Raw genomic sequence first — 18,899 nt, 5'->3', positions numbered from 1 at the left:
TGTGGTCGGTTTTGCGCCCTCTCGTGGTGGAATCCGATCGCTTTCGCCGTCCGGCCCGGCCGAAGCCCCGTTCGCGCCCTCCCGGGTCGGCCCCCGGAGTCCCGATCCACCGCCCGGGGACCGAATCATTCGGTCTCGCATGGTGAACCCCGCCCCGGACACCCCGCCCGGTGCGTGAGACTGGAGATCCGACGGAGACCCCGGATCGACGCCCCTCCCCGGGGCGGAGGCCGGGACACTGCGAAAGGCGAGATCACATGGTGAGTGCGCGTCCGCTGAAGGTGGCGCTGTTGGGCTGCGGAGTCGTCGGCTCGCAGGTGGCCCGCCTGATGACGACGCACGCGCACGATCTCGCCGCCCGGATCGGCGCCCCCGTGGAGCTGGCCGGCGTGGCGGTCCGTCGTCCCGACCGGGTGCGCGATGACGTGCGCCCGGAACTGGTCACCACCGACGCCGCCGCGCTGGCCGCCCGCGAGGACATCGACGTGGTGGTCGAGGTCATCGGCGGTGTCGAGCCGGCCCGCTCGCTGATCGCCGCCGCCTTCGAGGCCGGCGCCAGCGTGGTGACCGCCAACAAGGCGCTGCTCGCCGAGGACGGCCCGGCGCTCTACGCGATGGCCGAGAAACACGGCGCGGACCTCTACTACGAGGCCGCCGTCGCCGGCGCCATCCCGCTGCTGCGCCCGCTGCGCGAGTCGCTGGCCGGCGACACCGTCAACCGGGTGCTGGGCATCGTCAACGGCACCACCAACTTCATCCTCGACCGGATGGAGACCTCCGGCGCCGGCTACGGCGAGGCGCTCGCCGAGGCGACCGCCCTGGGGTACGCGGAGGCCGACCCGACCGCCGATGTCGAGGGCTTCGACGCCGCCGCCAAGGCCGCGATCCTCGCCGGCATCGCCTTCCACACCCGGGTCCGGCTGGACGACGTGCACCGCGAGGGCATCACCGAGGTCACCGCCGCCGACATCGCCTCCGCCCGCCGCATGGGCTGCACGGTGAAGCTGCTGGCGATCTGTGAGCGGGCCGCCGACGGCCGCTCGGTCACCGCCCGCGTGCATCCGGCGATGATCCCGCTGACCCACCCGCTGGCCTCCGTCCGGGAGGCGTACAACGCGGTCTTCGTGGAGGCCGATTCCGCCGGGCGACTGATGTTCTACGGACCCGGCGCCGGCGGCGCCCCCACGGCCTCGGCGGTGCTCGGCGACCTGGTCGCCGCCTGCCGCAACAAGGTCACCGGCGCGCGCGGCCCGGGAGAATCGGCGTACACCCAACTCCCGGTCGCCCCGATGGGCGAGGTGGTCACCCGCTACCACATCAGTCTGGACGTGGCGGACAAGCCGGGTGTGCTCTCGCAGGTGGCGGCGGTCTTCGCGGACCACGACGTGTCGATCGACACCGTCCGCCAGCAGGGCAAGGACGGCGAGGCGTCCCTCGTGGTGGTCACCCACCGCGCCCCGGACGCGGCGCTGTCCGCCACCGTCGACACCCTGCGCGGGCTGGACACCGTGCGCGGGGTGGCGAGCATCATGCGGGTCGAAGGGGAATGACGAAAGCAATGGACACCATGGACGTGACGCGCGAGACCGGGGCGGCCCCCGCCCCCCGCACCACCGGCCGGCAGTGGCGCGGTGTGATCGAGGAGTACCGCGACCGGCTGCCGGTCGGCCCGGACACGCCCGTGGTGACGCTGCGCGAGGGCGGCACGCCGCTGGTGCCCGCGCAGGTGCTCTCCGAGCGCACCGGCTGCGAGGTCCACCTCAAGGTGGAGGGCGCCAACCCCACCGGGTCCTTCAAGGACCGGGGTATGACGATGGCGATCACGGCGGCCAAGGAGGCCGGCGCCAAGGCGGTGATCTGCGCCTCCACCGGCAACACCTCCGCCTCGGCCGCCGCCTACGCGGTGCGCGCGGGCATGGTGTGCGCGGTGCTGGTGCCCACCGGCAAGATCGCGCTGGGCAAGATGGGCCAGGCGCTGGTGCACGGCGCCCGCATCCTGGAGGTCGAGGGCAACTTCGACGACTGCCTCACCCTGGCCCGCGACCTGTCCGATCGATACCCGGTGGCGCTGGTCAACTCGGTGAACCCGGTGCGCATCGAGGGGCAGAAGACCGCCGCCTTCGAGATCGTGGACATGCTCGGCGACGCCCCCGACATCCACGTGCTGCCGGTCGGCAACGCCGGCAACATCACCGCCTACTGGAAGGGCTACCGGGAGTACGCCGCCGACGGGCCGGCGACCCGCACCCCGCGAATGTGGGGCTTCCAGGCCGCCGGCGCGGCGCCGATCGTGCGCGGCGAGCCGGTGAAGGAGCCCTCGACGATCGCCACCGCCATCCGGATCGGCAACCCGGCGTCCTGGGCGCAGGCCGAGCGGGCCCGTGACGAGTCGGGTGGGCTGATCGAGGCTGTGACGGATCGTCAGATCCTGGCGTCCTACCGGCTGTTGGCGGCCCGTGAGGGCGTGTTCGTGGAGCCGGCGTCGGCGGCCTCGGTGGCGGGACTGCTCAAGGCGGCCGAGGAGGGCCGGGTGGAACCGGGCCAGCGGATCGTCTGCACGGTGACCGGCAACGGACTGAAGGACCCGGACTGGGCGGTGGCGGGCGCGCCGCAGCCGGTGCGGGTGCCGGTGGACGCCGAGGCCGCCGCGCACCGGCTCGAGCTGGCCTGAGAGCGGAGCGGCCGGGGACTCCCGCGCCGGCCGGGGCGGAGCCGGTCGACGGTCCCGGTCCGGGTCCGGCGGGGGTGAGGGGCGCACCGCCCCATGCGGCGCCGTGCGGACCGTCGGGTCCGTGAGCCGTAGCCGTGCGGCGCGACCCGGTCGACACGCCCGACCCGGCTCGTCGTCACCGGGCGCGCCGGGGGTGCGCGTTCGGCGTGCCCGGAACCGTCCCGACGGGCTCCGGACGCACCGAAGTCGGCGCGATGTCACCCGTTCGGCCGACCCGCTCGGCGGCGGGTTCGTGTCCGGGCGCCACGCCCCGACGGCGGGTCGGGCGGTCCCGGCGCGTCGATGCCCCGAAGGCGCGCCGGGTGCGGCGATCACGCGAGCGCACCCGCCGCACCCGCCCCGCCCGCCGGAGGGAGGCGCGCCGGGCAACGCGCGTCAACCGGACGTTTGTTCCGGGTCCCGCCGGGGGAAGCTCCGGGCGAGTCGGTCCGGGGAGGGTGCGGGCCGGCCCGATGCCGTTCGCGGTGGTTCGGGGAGACCGGTCCCCTCCGGGGCCGGTGGTCGGGGTACGCCCGATGTCGGCGACACGTCGGCGGTCGACGGGTACGCCCTGTATCGCCCCTGAACCTTCCTTCGATAGGCTGGTATTCGTTCCGGCGCGGGGCCCTCCGCCGTGCCCGGTCCGGTGGCGTCCCCGCAGGGCGGCCGGATGGGCCGTTCGCGGTCCCCGACCGTACGCGCCGGTGCCGCCCGCCCCCGCCTCCCGGAGGGCCGGGCACCCCCGCACATGTCGATCACCACATGCGATTGAAGCCGAACCCATTGAGCAAGGAGCGTCATCGACCGATGGCCCACCCCGCCTTCCGTGCCGCCCCCGTGCGGGTTCGGGTACCCGCGACCAGCGCGAATCTGGGGCCGGGGTTCGACGCCCTCGGCCTGGCGCTGGGCCTGTACGACGACGTCGTGGTCCGTGTCGCGGACTCCGGGCTGCGCGTCGACATCGCCGGCGAGGGCGCCGAAACCCTGCCCCGCGACGGGACGCACCTGCTGGTCCGCTCGATGTACACCGCCTTCGAGGCGCTCGGCGGCCGACCGCACGGCCTGGACGTGGTCTGCGCCAACCGCATCCCGCACGGTCGGGGCCTGGGCTCCTCCTCCGCCGCGATCTGCGCCGGTCTGATCGCCGCCCGCGCCGTGACCCCCGGCGGCGAGGCCCGTCTGGACGACACGGCCCTGTTGGAGCTGGCCACCGAGATCGAGGGTCACCCCGACAACGTGGCCGCCTGCCTGCTGGGCGGCTTCACGCTGGCCTGGGGCGAGGGCGGCGCGACCCGGGCGATCCGGATGGACCCGGACCCCTCGTTGGTCCCGGTGGTGTTCGTCCCGGCCGAACCGCTGCTCACCGAGACCGCCCGCGGCCTGCTGCCGCGCACCGTCCCGCACGCCGACGCGGCCCTCAACGCCGGACGGGCCGCGCTGTTGGTCGAGGCGATCACCCGCCGCCCCGAACTGCTGCTGCCCGCCACGGAGGACCGTCTGCACCAGGAGTACCGGGCGCCGGCCATGCCCGGCAGCGCCGACCTGGTGGCCCGCCTGCGGGCCGACGGGGTGCCGGCGGTGATCTCCGGCGCCGGCCCGACGGTGCTGGCACTGGCCGCCGACGGCGAGGCCGAGAAGGTCTCCCGCTCGGCGGGCGAGGGATGGACCGCCAACCGACTGGCCCTGGACACCGCCGGGGCGAGAGTGCTTCCGCTGACCGGGAGCGGCGAATGAGCCGCGGTCCGCGGGTGGATCGGTCCCCGGGGGCGCGGTGCGCGCGCCCGGTCGCGGGGCCGGTGCGGGACGGACGGCGAGGAGCCGGCCCGGGGGTGCGGACGGCCCCCGGTCGTCCCGCTGCGGGCGTGGTGCTCCGTTGGGGGGAGAGGGGGAATGCCGGCGGAATCCGGTAGTGTTAATCTCAGGACCGCACGTACCGTTCTCACGGAGTGTGCCCGGGGATCGCCTCCGCGGGACGTCCCGGAAGCCTCCCGGGGCCCCGACGACGTCGCCCCGAGACCGACACCGGGAACCGCCCGCTCCTCTCGGGCGTCCAGGACGGCACGTCCCGGCGGACCCTTTCGAGGTACCGCCCTTCTTCCGGAAATCTCCGCCCGCACCGGCAGCCCGCCGGGCGGCGACGGGTACGCCCCGGAAACCGGTGCGCCATACGTCGGGTGACACACCCGGCCGATCCAGCCGCACCGACACGCACTGATCTTCCCGCCGCATACAGAAGAGGCGGGACCACCGCCCCGGCACGGCCCGTCGCGACGGGACCGCCGCCGGACAGCACGACCGGTCGCCGAGCCACACAGGCCGACGTCCGCTCCAGGGAAGGACCCTTCGTGAGCGACACCACCGATCTGATGGGCGTGAGTGCCGACAGCGCCGACAGGACCGCCGGGGACACCGGCGCGTCCGCGACGGAAGCCTCCGCCGCCACCCGTGCGCCCCGGCGCCGACGCTCCGGCACCGGCCTCGAGGGCATGGTGTTGGCCGAACTCCAGCAGTTGGCCTCGAAGCTCGGCATCCGAGGCACCGCCCGGATGCGCAAGAGCCAGCTGATCGAGGTGATCAGGGAGAAGCAGGGCGAGTCCGGTTCGCCCGCACCCGCCGAGCAGGCTCCCGCCGCGGCCCCGGCCGAGCAGGACGAGAAGCCGCGTCGCCGCGCCACCTCGCGTTCCCGCACGGGGGACACCTCCGACCAGCAGCAGATCGACATCCCCGGCCAGCCCGAGGCACCGGCCGAGGCCGCGCCCGCCCGGGAGCCCGTGAGGGACACCTCCGGGGACACCTTCCGGGAGGGCGGGCAGGACACCGCCGCCGAGAGCGGTCGCCCCGAGGGGCGCCGGGACTCCCGGACCGAGGAGCAGGGCGGCGGCCAGGAGGGCCGCCAGAGCGGCAAGCGCGAACGCCGTGGCAAGAACGCCGGCCAGGACGCCGCGGGTCGCCAGGGCAACCGCGACAGCCGCGCCGACAACCGGGACGACCGGGGTGCCGGCCGTGACGGTCAGGGCAAGGGCAACCGGGACGACCGGGGCGGCCAGGGCGACAACCGGGACAACCGGGACAAGGGCAACCGCGCCGACCGGGACAACCGGGGCGGCCAGGGCAACCGCGACAACCGTGCCGACAACCGTGCCGACAACCGGGACGACGACGACTTCGACGGCGGCCGGCGCGGCCGGCGCGGGCGCTACCGCGACCGGCGCGGGCGTCGCGGCCGTGACGAGGGTGTCGGCAACGAGCCGCAGGTCGCCGACGACGACGTCCTGATCCCGGTCGCGGGCATCCTCGACATCCTCGACAACTACGCCTTCGTGCGCACCTCCGGTTACCTGCCGGGCCCCAACGACGTGTACGTCTCCCTCGCCCAGGTCCGCAAGAACGGCCTGCGCAAGGGCGACCACGTCACCGGCGCGGTCCGCCAGCCCCGCGAGGGCGAGCGTCGCGAGAAGTTCAACGCGCTGGTGCGCCTGGACTCGGCCAACGGCATGGCGCCGGACTCGGGTCGGGGCCGTCCGGAGTTCAACAAGCTCACCCCGCTGTACCCGCAGGAGCGGCTGCGGCTGGAGAGCGACCCGGCGGCGCTGACCACCCGGATCATCGACATGGTCTCGCCGATCGGCAAGGGCCAGCGCGGTCTGATCGTGGCCCCGCCGAAGACCGGCAAGACCATGATCATGCAGGCCATCGCGAACTCCATCACCCGGAACAACCCCGAGTGCCACCTGATGGTGGTGCTGGTGGACGAGCGTCCGGAGGAGGTCACCGACATGCAGCGGTCGGTGAAGGGCGAGGTCATCTCCTCGACCTTCGACCGTCCCGCCGAGGACCACACGGTCGTCGCCGAGCTGGCGATCGAGCGGGCCAAGCGTCTGGTCGAGCTGGGCCACGACGTGATCGTGCTGCTGGACTCCATCACCCGGCTGGGCCGCGCCTACAACCTGGCGGCCCCGGCCTCGGGCCGGATCATGTCCGGTGGTGTGGACTCCACCGCCCTGTACCCGCCGAAGAGGTTCTTCGGCGCGGCGCGCAACATCGAGGACGGCGGTTCGCTGACCATCCTCGCGACCGCGCTGGTGGAGACCGGCTCCCGCGCCGACGAGGTGATCTTCGAGGAGTTCAAGGGCACCGGCAACATGGAGCTCAAGCTCGACCGGAAGCTCTCCGACAAGCGGATCTTCCCGGCCGTGGACGTGGACGCCTCCGGCACCCGGAAGGAGGAGATCCTGATGGGCAGCGAGGAGCTGGCCGTCGTCTGGAAGCTCCGCCGGGTCCTGCACGCCCTGGACCAGCAGCAGGCGATCGAGCTGCTGCTGGACAAGATGAAGCAGACCAAGTCCAACGGCGAGTTCCTCATGCAGATCCAGAAGACGACCCCGTCGCCGGGCAACGGCGGGGACTGATCCCGGATCCGCCCGCGGAACCCCCCGCCGGAACCCCCGGCGCGCGACCCCGGCCGGCCCGTCCCCTCGCGGGGCGGGCCGGCCGGGGCGTTTTCCGGGGTGTTCGGGGTAGGCGGGACGCGGGAGGGCGGAGCGTCCGACGGCACGGCGTGTTTCGCTTCCCGCTGCTCCGACCTGCGAAAACGTGGTTGTCGCCGGCCGTGCCGATGGGCGGGGGCAGCCCGATCGTCGGAGAATGTGGTGAGACCCCGAACGGGACCGCGTTGCCGGGGGCGCGGCGGAGAGCCGAGGCGAGGATGGCGGAGCGTGCTGCGGAGACGGCCGACGAGCGGGGGCCGTCCGACCGCCCACGACGGTTCCGGATCCCGCGCCGCCGGTGGATCCTGGCGGTGACCGTCCCGCTGGCGGTACTGCTGGTCGCGGGCGTCACCGCGGGCACCCTGTGGATGCGGCTGGACCGCAACATCGGCGAGGTGGACATCGAGTCCGCCCCCGAGGCCGACCGCCCCCGCGACCTGCCCAACGGCTCCCTCACCATCCTGCTCCTGGGCTCCGACGCCCGCCCCGACACCGACACCGACGACGGGGACGACGACGGCACGGCGGGCGGCGGTGAGCAGGACGGCGACCGCGGTGCGGTGAACGCCGCCGACACCACCACCGATGACACCGCCGACACCACCACCGCCGGCACCGCCGGCACCGCGGCCGACGACGAGGGCGATGCCGCCCGCGCCGACGCCGCGATGGTCGTCCACATCTCCGCCGACCGCACCACCGCCTCCGTCGTCTCGATACCGCGCGACACCCTGGTCGACCGCCCCGAGTGCGTCCGCCCCGACGGCTCCACCGCCCCCGCCGAGGAACGCGCGATGTTCAACGACTCGCACGCCGTCGGCGGCCCGGTCTGCGCGGTGCGCACCGTCGAGGAGATGACCGGCATCCGCATGGACCACTACATCGAGGTCGACTTCGAGGGCTTCGAGCGGATCATCGACGAACTGGGCGGGGTCGAGGTCACCGTCACCCGCGCCGTCCGCGACCGGCACAGCGGCCTGGACCTGGCCGAGGGCACCCACCTGCTGGACGGTGGCGACGCGCTGGCGCTGGTGCGCACCCGCAAGACCGTCGGTGACGGCAGCGACCTGGGCCGCATCCAGCTCCAGCACGCCTTCCTGGGGGCCCTGATGGTCCGCGTCGCCGAACTCGACCTGTTCGACAGCCCGCGCCGGGTCTACCGGCTCGCCGACACCGCCACCGCGGCGATCACCACCGACACCGGCCTGTCCTCCGTCGGTCGACTGGCCTCCCTGGGCCGCACCCTTCAGGACATCGGTCCCGAAGGGCTGGAGATGGTGACCCTCCCGGTGGACTACGACGAGCAGGACCCCAACCGGGTGCGGCCGCTGGACCCGGAGGCGGAGCGACTGTGGGCGGCGCTGCGCGCGGATCGACCGATCCCGGAGGACATCATCGAGCGCAGCCCGGCCGAGCGGGAGGCCGCCGCGATCGTCGAGGACCCCGATGCCCCCGATGCCCCCGAGGGCCCGCGCGGCGATGCCCCGGATCCCGGCGGGAACGGCGACATCGGCGGCTCCGGCGACACGGGTGACGGGAACGGCGACGGCGGGAGCGACAACGCCGCGCCGCCCGCCGGCTGACCCCCGCGCCCGCCCGCGCACCCGGCCCCGGACGGAAGAGGGAATACCGGACCCTCCCGTCACGTTTTGGCTGTCACGACCAGTGCCGGCACACTGGTGCGTCGGTCCCGGTTCACGCGGCGCAAACGGCGACGCGACCCGGCACCCTCCCGACCACAGGAGACACCATGAAGCGCGACATCCACCCGGAGTACGTCGAGACGCAGGTCAGCTGCACCTGCGGCAACTCCTTCACCACCCGCAGCACCGTGGACGGCGGCAGCATCCGTGCCGATGTCTGCTCCGCCTGCCACCCCTTCTACACCGGCAAGCAGAAGATCCTCGACACCGGTGGTCGCGTGGCCCGCTTCGAGGCCCGCTTCGGCAAGCAGGCCGCGGCCAAGGCCGCCAAGAAGTAGCACCCCGGGGCGCCGGTCCGACCGCTTCGCGAGAGCGGCCGGACCGGCGTTTTTCCGTACCCGGCCCGGCCCTCCGGACCCCGGTCCGACACCGACCGCGTCGGACCGCCCGTGCCGCCCCGGCCGGGCCCCGCCGCCGCCCGGTCCCCACCAATCCGCCCCCACCCCGGGCCCCCGCCCGGCGTCCCTCCGGGAGACCACCGATGTTCGAGGCGGTCGAGGAACTCATCGGCGAACACGCCGACCTCGAACGGCAGCTCGCCGACCCCTCCGTCCACGCCGACCAGGCCCGCGCCCGCGCCCTGCACCGGCGCTACGCGGAGCTGACCCCCGTGCTGGCCGCCTACCGCGAGTGGCGCGCCTGCGGGGAGGACATCGGAGCCGCCCGCGAGCTGGCCGCCGAGGACCCCGAGTTCCTCTCCGAGGTGAAGAGCCTGGAGGCCCACCGCGAGGAACTGACCGACCGGCTGCGGCTGCTCCTGGTGCCCCGCGACCCGGTCGACGACAAGGACGTCATCCTGGAGATCAAGGCCGGCGAGGGCGGCGACGAGTCCGCGCTGTTCGCCGCAGACCTGCTGCGCATGTACCTGCGCTACGCCGAGCGGCACGGCTGGCGCACCGAGATCATCGAGTCCACCGCCTCCGACCTGGGCGGGTACAAGGACGTGCAGGTGGCGGTCAAGGCGCGCGGCGCGACCGGGCCGGGGCAGGGCGTGTGGGCCCGCCTGAAGTACGAGGGCGGCGTCCACCGCGTGCAGCGGGTCCCCGCCACCGAGTCCCAGGGCCGCATCCACACCTCCGCCGCCGGCGTGCTCGTCCTCCCCGAGGCCGAGGAGGTGGACGTCGAGATCAACCCGGGCGACCTGCGGATCGACGTCTACCGCTCCTCCGGCCCGGGCGGCCAGTCGGTCAACACCACCGACTCGGCGGTGCGCATCACCCACCAGCCCTCCGGCATCGTCGCCTCCTGCCAGAACGAGAAGAGCCAGTTGCAGAACAAGGAACAGGCGATGCGCATCCTGCGCGCCCGGCTGCTGGCCGTCGCCCGCGAGGAGGCCGATCGGGAGGCCTCCGACGCCCGCCGCAGCCAGGTCCGCACGGTGGACCGCTCCGAGCGGGTGCGTACCTACAACTTCCCGGAGAACCGGATCTCCGACCACCGCGTCGGCTTCAAGGCGTACAACCTGGACCAGGTCCTGGACGGCGAGCTGGACCCGGTCATCCAGGCATGCGTCGACGCCGACTCCGCCGTCCGGCTCGCCGCCGCCCGATGACGGTCGACGGCCGTGATCCGGCCGCGCGCGGGGAGGCGCGGGCAGGGGGAACCCCGGACGGGGGTGGACGTAGGGTGGGCCCCGTGACGCCTTCGACCGGTTCCGCGGGACCCTCCACCGGGTCGTCCGCCGGCGCGCCCCGCTCGGTACTGATGGCCGAGGTGGCCAGGGCCACCCAGCGGCTGGCCGACGCCGGCGTGCCCTCGCCCCGGCACGACGCCGAGGAACTGGCCGCCTTCGTCCACGAGACCGACCGGGCCCGGCTGCACCTGGTGGCCGACCCGGACTTCGACGCCCGCTACTGGGAGGCGATCGCCCGCCGCGAGGCCCGCGAGCCGTTGCAGCACATCACCGGCCGTGCCTGGTTCCGCTACCTGGAACTGCGGGTGGGGCCCGGTGTCTTCGTGCCCCGCCCGGAGACCGAGTCGGTGGTGGGATGGGCCATAGACGCCGTGCGCGCGATGGACGTCGCCGAGCCGCTGGTGGTCGATCTGTGCACCGGCTCCGGGGCGATCGCCCTGGCCCTGGCCCAGGAGGTGCCCCGGGCCCGGGTGCACGCGGTGGAGCTGGACGGGCGGGCGGTGGAATGGGCCCGTCGCAACATCGACTCCATCCCCGAGGGAACCCGGGTGACCCTCCATCAGGGGGACGCCCTGGCGGCCCTGCCGGAGTTCGACGGCCGGGTGGACCTGGTGATCTCCAACCCCCCGTACATCCCGCTCGGCGAGTGGGAGTACGTGGCGCCCGAGGCCCGGGACCACGATCCGCAACTGGCGCTGTTCTCCGGGGAGGACGGCCTGGACACCATCCGGGGGCTGGAACGCGCCGCGCACCGCCTGCTGCGGCCCGGCGGGGTGGTGGTCGTCGAGCACGCCGACAGCCAGGGCGGCCAGGTGCCGTGGCTGTTCCCCGAGGACCGGGGCTGGGCGGACGCCGCCGACCACCCGGACCTGAACAACCGGCCCCGGTTCGCCACCGCCCGGCGGGTCGGTCACTGAGCCGGACCGGCCCCCACCTCCCGCCGAGCAGCCCCACCGATCCACCCCAGCCGATCAGCCGCCCCGACCGCCCCACCGTTTCCCGACAGTCCCTTCCGCCGCTCCCGGTACCGCAGCCGGTTCCCGGAGCCGCGGCACCGGAACCCCGAGCACCGATCACCACCGAGGAGCACGAGAGATGCCCCGGCGCTACGACTGCACCGATCTCACCGACCGCGCCCACGGCCTGCGCGAGGCCACCGCAGCCGTGCGCCGCGGTGACCTGGTGGTCCTGCCCACCGACACCGTCTACGGAGTGGGCGCGGACGCCTTCAACCGCAAGGCCGTCGGCGACCTGCTGGAGGCCAAGGGCCGGGGCCGCAACATGCCCTCCCCGGTGCTGGTCGGCTCCCCGAACACCCTGCACGGTCTGGTCACCGGCCTGAACGAACGGGCCTGGGAACTGGTGGATGCCTTCTGGCCGGGGGCGCTGACCCTGGTCGCCCGCCACCAGCCGTCGCTGACCTGGGACCTGGGGGAGACCCGGGGCACGGTCGCGGTGCGAATGCCGCTGCACCCCATCGCGCTGGAGCTGCTCAAGGAGTTCGGCCCGATGGCCGTCTCCAGCGCCAACCTCACCGGCCATCCCTCCCCGCAGACCTGCGACGCCGCGATGGACATGCTCGGGGACTCGGTCGCCGTCTACCTCGACGGCGGCCCCACCGCCGACAACGTGCCCTCCTCGATCGTGGACATCACCGGCCCGGTGCCGGTGCTGCTGCGCGCCGGGGCGGTGAGCGCGGAGGAGCTGCGGAAGGTCGTGCCCGATCTGGAGACGGCACATTGACCGCCCCCACCCTGCCCGGGCCCCCGCCCGGCGCGGCCTCCCCCCTTCCCCCGCCGTCGCCAGGGGCTCGTTCGACGCGCCCCGAGGCGGACGCGGCCGGAGGGGACGCCGAGGAGAGCGGCATACCCGCCCCCGCGACCTTCCGCATCCTGTACGTCAGCACCGGCAACGTCTGCCGGTCGCCGATCACCGAGCGGCTCACCCGCCAGGCGCTGTGCGACCGGCTGGGCGCGGCCGGTGGTGGGCTGATCGTGGAGAGCGCGGGAACCTGGGGCCACGTGGGGGCGCCGATGGAGGCGCACGCGGCCCGGGTGCTGACCGAGTTCGGCGCCGACGCGGACGACTTCACCGGCCGGGAACTGCTGGACGAGCACGTGATCGCCGCCGACCTGGTGCTGACCGCCACCCTGGACCACCGGGCGCACGTCATCTCGATGGGGCACTCGGCGGGACTGCGCACCTTCACCCTGAAGGAGTTCACCCGCCTGGTGCGGGCCATCGACCCGACCACCCTGCCGGACGCCCACGTGCCGGGCGGGGCGGTGGCGCGGGCGCGCGCGCTGGGCCGGGCGGCGGCGGCGTTGCGCGGCTGGCTGCTGGCGCCCACCCCGGAGGCGGACGAGGTGCAGGACCCGTACGGGGCGCCGTTCCCCTACTTCCGCAGCATCGGTGAGGAGATCCGTTCGGCGCTGGACCCGGTGGTGACGGCCCTCACCGGCCTGACCGCCTCGCCGGTCACCGGTCCGCCCGCCCCCCGAACCCCGCCGGACGCCCTTCCGTGACCCGGTACACCGCCGGGGTGCCCCGGCCGGCGGGGGTCCGCCCCCCGAGCCGGTCGGTGACCGCGCGCGGCGGACGGTTCCGCCGGAATCCCGGCGTCCCGGTGGACGGGGACCGCACCGGGCCGGTCGACGGATACACGACGGCCCCCGGGGCATCCGCGGCGCCGGCCGTCGGCTCACCCCTCGAACCACCCGGCGGGCACCCCCGCCGCACCCGTCGGACGCGGGGTCGCACCCCCCCCCGGGGGAGTTCCCCCGGGAGGCCGGGCAACGGACGCCGGGCGCCGCTCCTCGGCGCGCGAACGCCCCCCGGCGGGGCACTAGGGTGTGGGGCCTGAGGTTGGAGCACACCCGGGAGAGTCCGTGCGCGAGTACCTGTTGACGCTCTGCGTGGCCGCGGCCGTCACGTATCTGTTGACCGGCCCGGTGCGCAAGTTCGCCATCGCCGCGGGCGCCGTGCCGCCGATCCGGGCCCGGGACGTGCACCGCGAGCCGACGCCCCGGCTGGGCGGGATCGCGATGTTCGGCGGCCTGTGCGCGGGCCTGCTGGTCGCCTCGCAGCTGAGCAACATCGGCGAGGTCTTCCGGCTCTCCGACGAACCCCGGGCCCTCCTGGCGGGGGCGGGGCTGATCTGGCTGCTGGGCGTCCTCGACGACAAGTGGGGCGTCGACGCCCTGGTCAAGCTGGGCTGCCAGATGATCGCGGCCGGGGTGATGGTCTTCCAGGGCCTGACCATCCTGTGGCTGCCGGTGCCCGGCGTGGGCGTGGTCGCGCTGACCCCCTTGCAAGGCACCCTGCTCACGGTGACGTTGGTGGTCGTCACCATCAACGCGGTGAACTTCGTGGACGGCCTGGACGGCCTGGCGGCGGGCATGGTGTGCATCGCCGCGGCGGCGTTCTTCCTGTACGCCTACCGCCTCTGGTACGGCCACGGCATCGAGGCGGCGGCGCCCGCGACGCTGTTCGCGGCGGTGCTGATGGGCATGTGCCTGGGTTTCCTGCCGCACAACATGCATCCGGCGCGGATCTTCATGGGCGACTCGGGGTCGATGCTGCTGGGCCTGGTACTGGCCGCCGGCGCGGTCTCCATCACCGGCCAGGTGGACCCGGACCGGATGCAGCTGTTCACCGGTTCGGTGCGCGCCACGGTCATCGAGATGGTGCCGGTCTACATCCCGGTGCTGCTGCCGCTGACCATCATCGCGGTGCCGGTGGCGGACCTGCTGTTGGCGATCGTGCGGCGCACCTGGCGCGGGCACTCGCCGTTCGCCGCCGACCGGGGACACCTGCACCACCGGCTGCTGGAGATCGGCCACTCGCACAGCCGGGCCGTGCTGATCATGTACTTCTGGGCGGCGCTGATCGCCTTCGGCGCGATCTGGTGGTCGGTGCAGCAGGACACGGTGCTGGTGGTGCCGACGATCGTGGTGCTCAGCGCGCTGGGCCTGCTGGTGCTGCTGCTGCCCCGGTTCTCGCCCCGGGTGCCGGAGTGGGCGGAACGGCTGGTGCCGCCGCGCTACCGCCGGGTTCCGTCGGTCGGGGCCGACGGCGCGGACGGGCCGGCCGGGGCGCGGGACGTGGACGGGGGGCGTGCGGCGACGCCGGCGGCCGGGGACACCGGCGACGACACCCCCGCATCCGGCGCGGACGCCGGGATCGCGCCGGACGCCCCGGGCGCCGGGACCGGCGCGGGCACCGGGTCCGCTCAGCGGGATGGGACCGCCGCGAAGGTCGGGACCGTTCCGGGCGCCGCGACCGGCGCGGGCCCGAAGACCAACGCGGTCGCCGCATCCGCCCCGGAGGGCGAGATCGTTCCGGGCGCCGCGACCGCTCGTGCCGGGGAGGGCACGCGGGGCGGTACCGGGGCCGTGGAGGAAGACGGGACGCGGGGCACCGGGCCCGACCCTGCACGGCCGGGGGAGGGCGCCGGGGACGCGGCCGGGAAGGCCGTCCCGGCGGGCGGAACGAGCACCGACCGGCCCGGGCCGGCGGCCGGGGAGACCCGGGGTGACACCGGTGGGGAGACCGGCCCGGAGGCCGGGAGGGCCGCCGAGGACCCCGGTACCGAGGGGGGTCCGGAGCGCCCGGTACGCTCGGCGAGCGGGGCGACGGCCCTCGGCGATCGGCAGGGTTCCGCGCCGTTCCGCCGACGGTCCGGAAGCCGCCGCTGAACACTTTCGCCACGGGCTGCGCGCGGGCTCCCGCGAGGACGCCCCGTGCGAGGCGCTCATTCGAACAGCCCTCACCCGAACAGCCCCAACTCATACCTCTCCGGTGTGAGAACATGCACACGATGAGGGTAAAGACCTCATCAAAAAGTTTGTGATAGCGTTCACGAGTCGCGGCCGACAGGGCCACTCGGCCCCACCGCCGGGCACCTTCGCTCGCCCCCGTCGAAGACGACAGACGTTCCCCGACGCCAGCCGGAGAAGCCTCCCCATGCAGCCCAACGACGCCCGGATCATCCGCGGCGCCGCTCTTTTCACGGCCGCAGCCGGCGCCCTCGCGATTCTCGTCGGCGCACTCGCCGCCGGTGGAGCCGGCGCGCTCGGGGTCTTCCTCGGTGTTCTCGTCGGTTTCCTCTTCTTCGCCTCGGGCCAGTTCGGTCTCGCCCGGGTCGGCCACCGCTGGCCCGAGCTCCTCATGGGCGCGGCCGTGGTCATCTACATCACCCAGGTGGGTGTGCTGCTGATCCTGCTGATCCTGCTGCGGGACGCGACCTTCCTCGACGGCCGGGCCTTCGGCGCCGGCGTCCTGGTGGCCATGCTCGCCTGGGTCATCGGACAGATCCGCGCCAACCTCAAGGTCAAGACGCCCTACGTGGTGCCGACCGCCGACCCCTCCACCGACGGTTCCGGCTCCGCCGAAGCCCGGGGGCGGGAGGCCGGCGAGTGAACCGCGGCCGGGGGCGTTCGGTTCCGAGGGCCGGCATACGGACCCGTTCCGCGGGGCTGCTATCGTCCGTCGCCGGAAGCCCGGTGACACCGGGAAGCACGCCGTGCGGGACGGCCGCGGCTTCCCTCCCGGACCATCCGGAGCGGGCGTGCGCACGCGTGCCCGACGGCTCCGCCCTCCCGCCCACCCAGTCCAGTGCCGTTCCGTGGCGCGCCGCCACGCCGACACCCGAGGTAGCCGTATCCATGCGTCATGCCGAAGGAGCTCGCGGTGAATAGCGACCAGACGCTCGCCTTCGAGACCGACTGCCACCTGTTCCAGGACTGCGGCTACCCCGCGCCCTCGGTGTGGTCCTTCAAGTTCGAGCCGATCTTCAGCGTCGATCTCGGACTCTTCGTCTTCGAGTTCAACAAGGCGATGCTGCTGGCACTGCTCAGCACCATCGTCGTCCTCACCTTCTTCTGGTTCGCCTTCGGCAAGGCGAAGGTGGTCCCGGGCAAGCTGCAGAGCGTCGCCGAGGTCCTCTACGACTTCGTGCGCCGGGGCATCGCCCGCGAGGTGATCGGCAAGCAGGCCGAGCGGTTCGTCCCGCTGCTGGTCTCGCTCTTCTTCACCATCTGGGTGATGAACGCCTGGGCGATCGTGCCCATGGCCCAACTGCCGGTGACCTCGATCATCGCCTACCCGGTGGCGCTCGCCCTGGTCGTCTGGGTCACCTACATGACGGTGACCTTCAAGACCAACGGCTTCGTCGGCGGTATCCGCAACCTGTGCGTGCCGGGCGGGCTGCCCAAGCCGATCTACATCATCCTGACGCCGCTGGAGCTGCTCTCCAACGTCTTCGTGCGGCCCTTCACGCTGGCGGTCCGACTCTTCGCGAACATGTTCGCGGGCCACATCCTGATCCTGGTCTTCCTGATCGGCGCCTGGTACATGGCCGGCACCCTGCTCGGCACCGTCTACGCGGGCGCCTCGCTGCTGATGACCATCATCATCACGGTCTTCGAGATGTTCATCCAGGCCCTGCAGGCATACGTCTTCACCGTCCTGACCGCCACCTACATCTCGGGCGCGTTGGAGGAGGCGCACTGATCCGAACCGGATCGGTCACCTCCTCCCACCCCGGGATCGCGGGTCCGCCCGCACCCTCGTGAACCACCCCTTCGCGGGCCCGGCCAGGGCCCCGAACCGCAGACGTCCGGTGGACACACCCCCACCGGCCCACCGAGAGAAGGAACCACGGACATGTCCGCTGCTTTCGAGACCCTTGCCGCCATTGAGGGCAACATCGGCACCGTCGGCTACGGCCTCGGCGTGATCGGTGCCGGTATCGGTATCGGCTACATCTTCGGTAACGGTGTCCAGGCCATCGCCCGTCAGCCCGAGGCGGCCGGTCTCATCCGTCAGAACATGCTGCTCGGCTTCGCGCTCGTCGAGGCCCTGGCCCTGATCGGCTTCGTCGTCCCGTTCATCTACTGACGGACTTTTTCGAAGCCGACATCGACGAAAGGTCCACCATGCTGATTCAGCTGGCCGCCGACGAGCCGCAGACTCCTCTGCTGCCCGTCTGGCCCGAGATCTTCATCGGTCTGTTCGCGATCGGCGTCGTCTACCTCGCCTTCCACTTCAAGCTGCTCCCCATCATCAACCGCGCGCTGGACGAGCGGCGGGAGGCGATCGAGGGTGGGATCGAGAAGGCGGAGGCCACGCAGGCCGAGGCCCGACAGACCCTCGAGGAGTACCGCACCCAGCTGGCGGAGGCCCGTCACGAGGCCGCCCGTCTGCGCCAGGAGGCGCAGGAGCAGGGTGCCGTGCTCATCGCCGAGATGCGCGAAGAGGGTCAGCGGCAGCGCGAGGAGATCATCGCCGCCGGTCACGCCCAGATCGAGGCCGACCGCCGGCAGGCCACCGAGACCCTGCGCCAGGACATCGGTCGGCTCGCCACCGACCTGGCCGGTCGTCTGGTCGGTGAGTCCCTCGAGGAGCACGCCCGCCAGAGCCGTGTCATCGACCGCTTCCTCGACGAGCTCGAGGGGCGCGCCGAGACCGCCGAGGCGGCCCGATGAGGGCGGTCGGATCGGCCAGCCGCGAAGCGCTGGCGTCGGCCCGGGAACGACTGAGCGTGCTGGCCGGCAGCACGTCGGTGGACACCACGGTGCTCTCCGACGAGCTGGCCTCGGTCACGGCGCTGCTGGACCGCGAGGTCGGGCTGCGCCGCACGCTCACCGACCCGTCCCAGCCCGGTGAGGCCAAGGCCGGCCTGGTCGGCCGACTCCTCACCGGGCAGGTCGGCGGGGAGACCGTCGACCTGATCTCCGGGATGGTCCGTTCCCGCTGGTCCGCCCCCCGTGACCTGGTCGACGCGCTGGAGGAGCTGGCGGACACCGCCGAGCTGACCTCCGCCGAGCGCGACGGCACCCTGGACACGGTGGAGGATGAGCTGTTCCGGTTCTCCCGGATCGTCGCCTCCTCCCCGGAGCTGCGCGCCACCCTGGCCGGCGGCAAGGGTTCGGAGGAGAACCGCGAGGCACGGGCACTGCTCATCCGCCGCCTGCTGGGCGGCCGGACGCGGCCGGTGACCGAGCGACTGGTGCTGCGCCTGGTGCAGCACCCGCGGGGCCGTAGCCTGGAGGGGGGCCTGGAGTCCCTGTCCCGGATCGCGGCCGAGCGGCGCAACCGCTCGGTGGCGGTCGTCACCAGCGCGGTGCCGCTCGACGAGACCCAGCGGCGACGTCTGGGCGAGGCCCTGGGCAGGCTCTACGGCCGCCCGGTCCAGCTGAACCTCGACGTGGACCCGCGGGTCCTCGGCGGGATCTCGGTCCGGATCGGCGACGAGGTCATCCAGGGCACCATCGCGCAGCGACTGGACGAGGTCTCCCGGCGACTGGGCGACTGAGCCGGCGGCGAAGCACCCACCCGTCCCGCTCCGGCGGCGACGCACACCA

General features: G+C 73.5%; 15 protein-coding genes and 1 pseudogene. All 16 read left to right on the top strand.

From position 1 onward, the window contains the following. Positions 1-257 precede the first annotated feature (257 nt). The 16 genes and pseudogenes from LZF96_RS17020 to LZF96_RS16945 all read left to right on the top strand — a co-directional run bounded on the left by LZF96_RS17020 (position 258) and on the right by LZF96_RS16945 (position 18,850). On the top strand, positions 258-1,550 hold the full coding sequence (locus LZF96_RS17020) for a homoserine dehydrogenase (protein ID WP_233872808.1): 1,293 nt from the start codon (positions 258-260) through the stop codon (positions 1,548-1,550). A gap of 17 nt (positions 1,551-1,567) precedes the next feature. Then, entirely contained in the window at positions 1,568-2,671 is a 1,104-nt protein-coding gene (thrC, locus tag LZF96_RS17015; protein ID WP_233872956.1) for a threonine synthase, read from the top strand. An 846-nt stretch (positions 2,672-3,517) separates the two neighbouring features. Next, a complete protein-coding gene (thrB, locus tag LZF96_RS17010; protein ID WP_233872953.1) occupies positions 3,518-4,444 on the top strand; it encodes a homoserine kinase in 927 nt (308 codons plus the stop codon). 611 nt (positions 4,445-5,055) lie between these two features. After that, a complete protein-coding gene (gene rho, locus LZF96_RS17005; protein WP_233872805.1) occupies positions 5,056-7,119 on the top strand; it encodes a transcription termination factor Rho in 2,064 nt (687 codons plus the stop codon). Between the two features lie 296 nt (positions 7,120-7,415). Further along, entirely contained in the window at positions 7,416-8,780 is a 1,365-nt protein-coding gene (locus tag LZF96_RS17000; protein WP_267941015.1) for an LCP family protein, read from the top strand. A 167-nt stretch (positions 8,781-8,947) separates the two neighbouring features. Beyond that, positions 8,948-9,178 carry a 50S ribosomal protein L31 gene (gene rpmE, locus LZF96_RS16995; protein ID WP_233872801.1) on the top strand — a complete coding sequence of 77 codons (231 nt, stop codon included), beginning with the start codon at positions 8,948-8,950 and terminating at the stop codon, positions 9,176-9,178. Between the two features lie 203 nt (positions 9,179-9,381). Further along, a complete protein-coding gene (gene prfA, locus LZF96_RS16990; RefSeq protein ID WP_233872798.1) occupies positions 9,382-10,452 on the top strand; it encodes a peptide chain release factor 1 in 1,071 nt (356 codons plus the stop codon). Positions 10,453-10,604: 152 nt separating this feature from the next. Further along, a complete protein-coding gene (gene prmC / locus LZF96_RS16985) occupies positions 10,605-11,450 on the top strand; it encodes a peptide chain release factor N(5)-glutamine methyltransferase (protein WP_233872947.1) in 846 nt (281 codons plus the stop codon). Between the two features lie 178 nt (positions 11,451-11,628). After that, a complete protein-coding gene (locus LZF96_RS16980) occupies positions 11,629-12,276 on the top strand; it encodes an L-threonylcarbamoyladenylate synthase (protein ID WP_233872794.1) in 648 nt (215 codons plus the stop codon). 122 nt (positions 12,277-12,398) lie between these two features. After that, positions 12,399-13,058, top strand: coding sequence for a protein-tyrosine-phosphatase (locus LZF96_RS16975; protein ID WP_233872944.1), 660 nt, complete (start codon positions 12,399-12,401; stop codon positions 13,056-13,058). A 363-nt stretch (positions 13,059-13,421) separates the two neighbouring features. Next, positions 13,422-14,585, top strand: a pseudogene (locus tag LZF96_RS16970) (MraY family glycosyltransferase); the annotation flags it as partial. A 913-nt stretch (positions 14,586-15,498) separates the two neighbouring features. Continuing rightward, positions 15,499-15,954 (top strand): hypothetical protein, encoded by a 456-nt coding sequence (locus LZF96_RS16965; RefSeq protein WP_233872791.1) that lies wholly within the window; start codon positions 15,499-15,501, stop codon positions 15,952-15,954. Positions 15,955-16,206: 252 nt separating this feature from the next. Next, positions 16,207-17,046: a F0F1 ATP synthase subunit A gene (atpB, locus tag LZF96_RS16960; protein WP_233872788.1), complete on the top strand. Its 840-nt coding sequence runs from the start codon at positions 16,207-16,209 to the stop codon at positions 17,044-17,046. Between the two features lie 153 nt (positions 17,047-17,199). Then, the gene (atpE, locus tag LZF96_RS16955; protein ID WP_143620415.1) at positions 17,200-17,433 is read left to right on the top strand and encodes an ATP synthase F0 subunit C; all 234 of its coding nucleotides are present in this window, start codon (positions 17,200-17,202) and stop codon (positions 17,431-17,433) included. 41 nt (positions 17,434-17,474) lie between these two features. Then, a complete protein-coding gene (locus tag LZF96_RS16950) occupies positions 17,475-18,020 on the top strand; it encodes a F0F1 ATP synthase subunit B (RefSeq protein ID WP_233872941.1) in 546 nt (181 codons plus the stop codon). After that, positions 18,017-18,850, top strand: a complete 834-nt coding sequence (locus tag LZF96_RS16945; RefSeq protein WP_233872786.1) for a F0F1 ATP synthase subunit delta — start codon at positions 18,017-18,019, stop codon at positions 18,848-18,850. Before LZF96_RS16950 ends, LZF96_RS16945 begins: the two co-directional genes overlap by 4 nt. Positions 18,851-18,899 lie beyond the last annotated feature (49 nt).

Source organism: Streptomyces sp. ST2-7A, from assembly GCF_021390475.1.
Taxonomy (GTDB): domain Bacteria; phylum Actinomycetota; class Actinomycetes; order Streptomycetales; family Streptomycetaceae; genus Streptomyces.
Note: the sequence above shows the minus strand (reverse complement) of the source record. Positions and strands in the feature narration are given on the sequence as shown.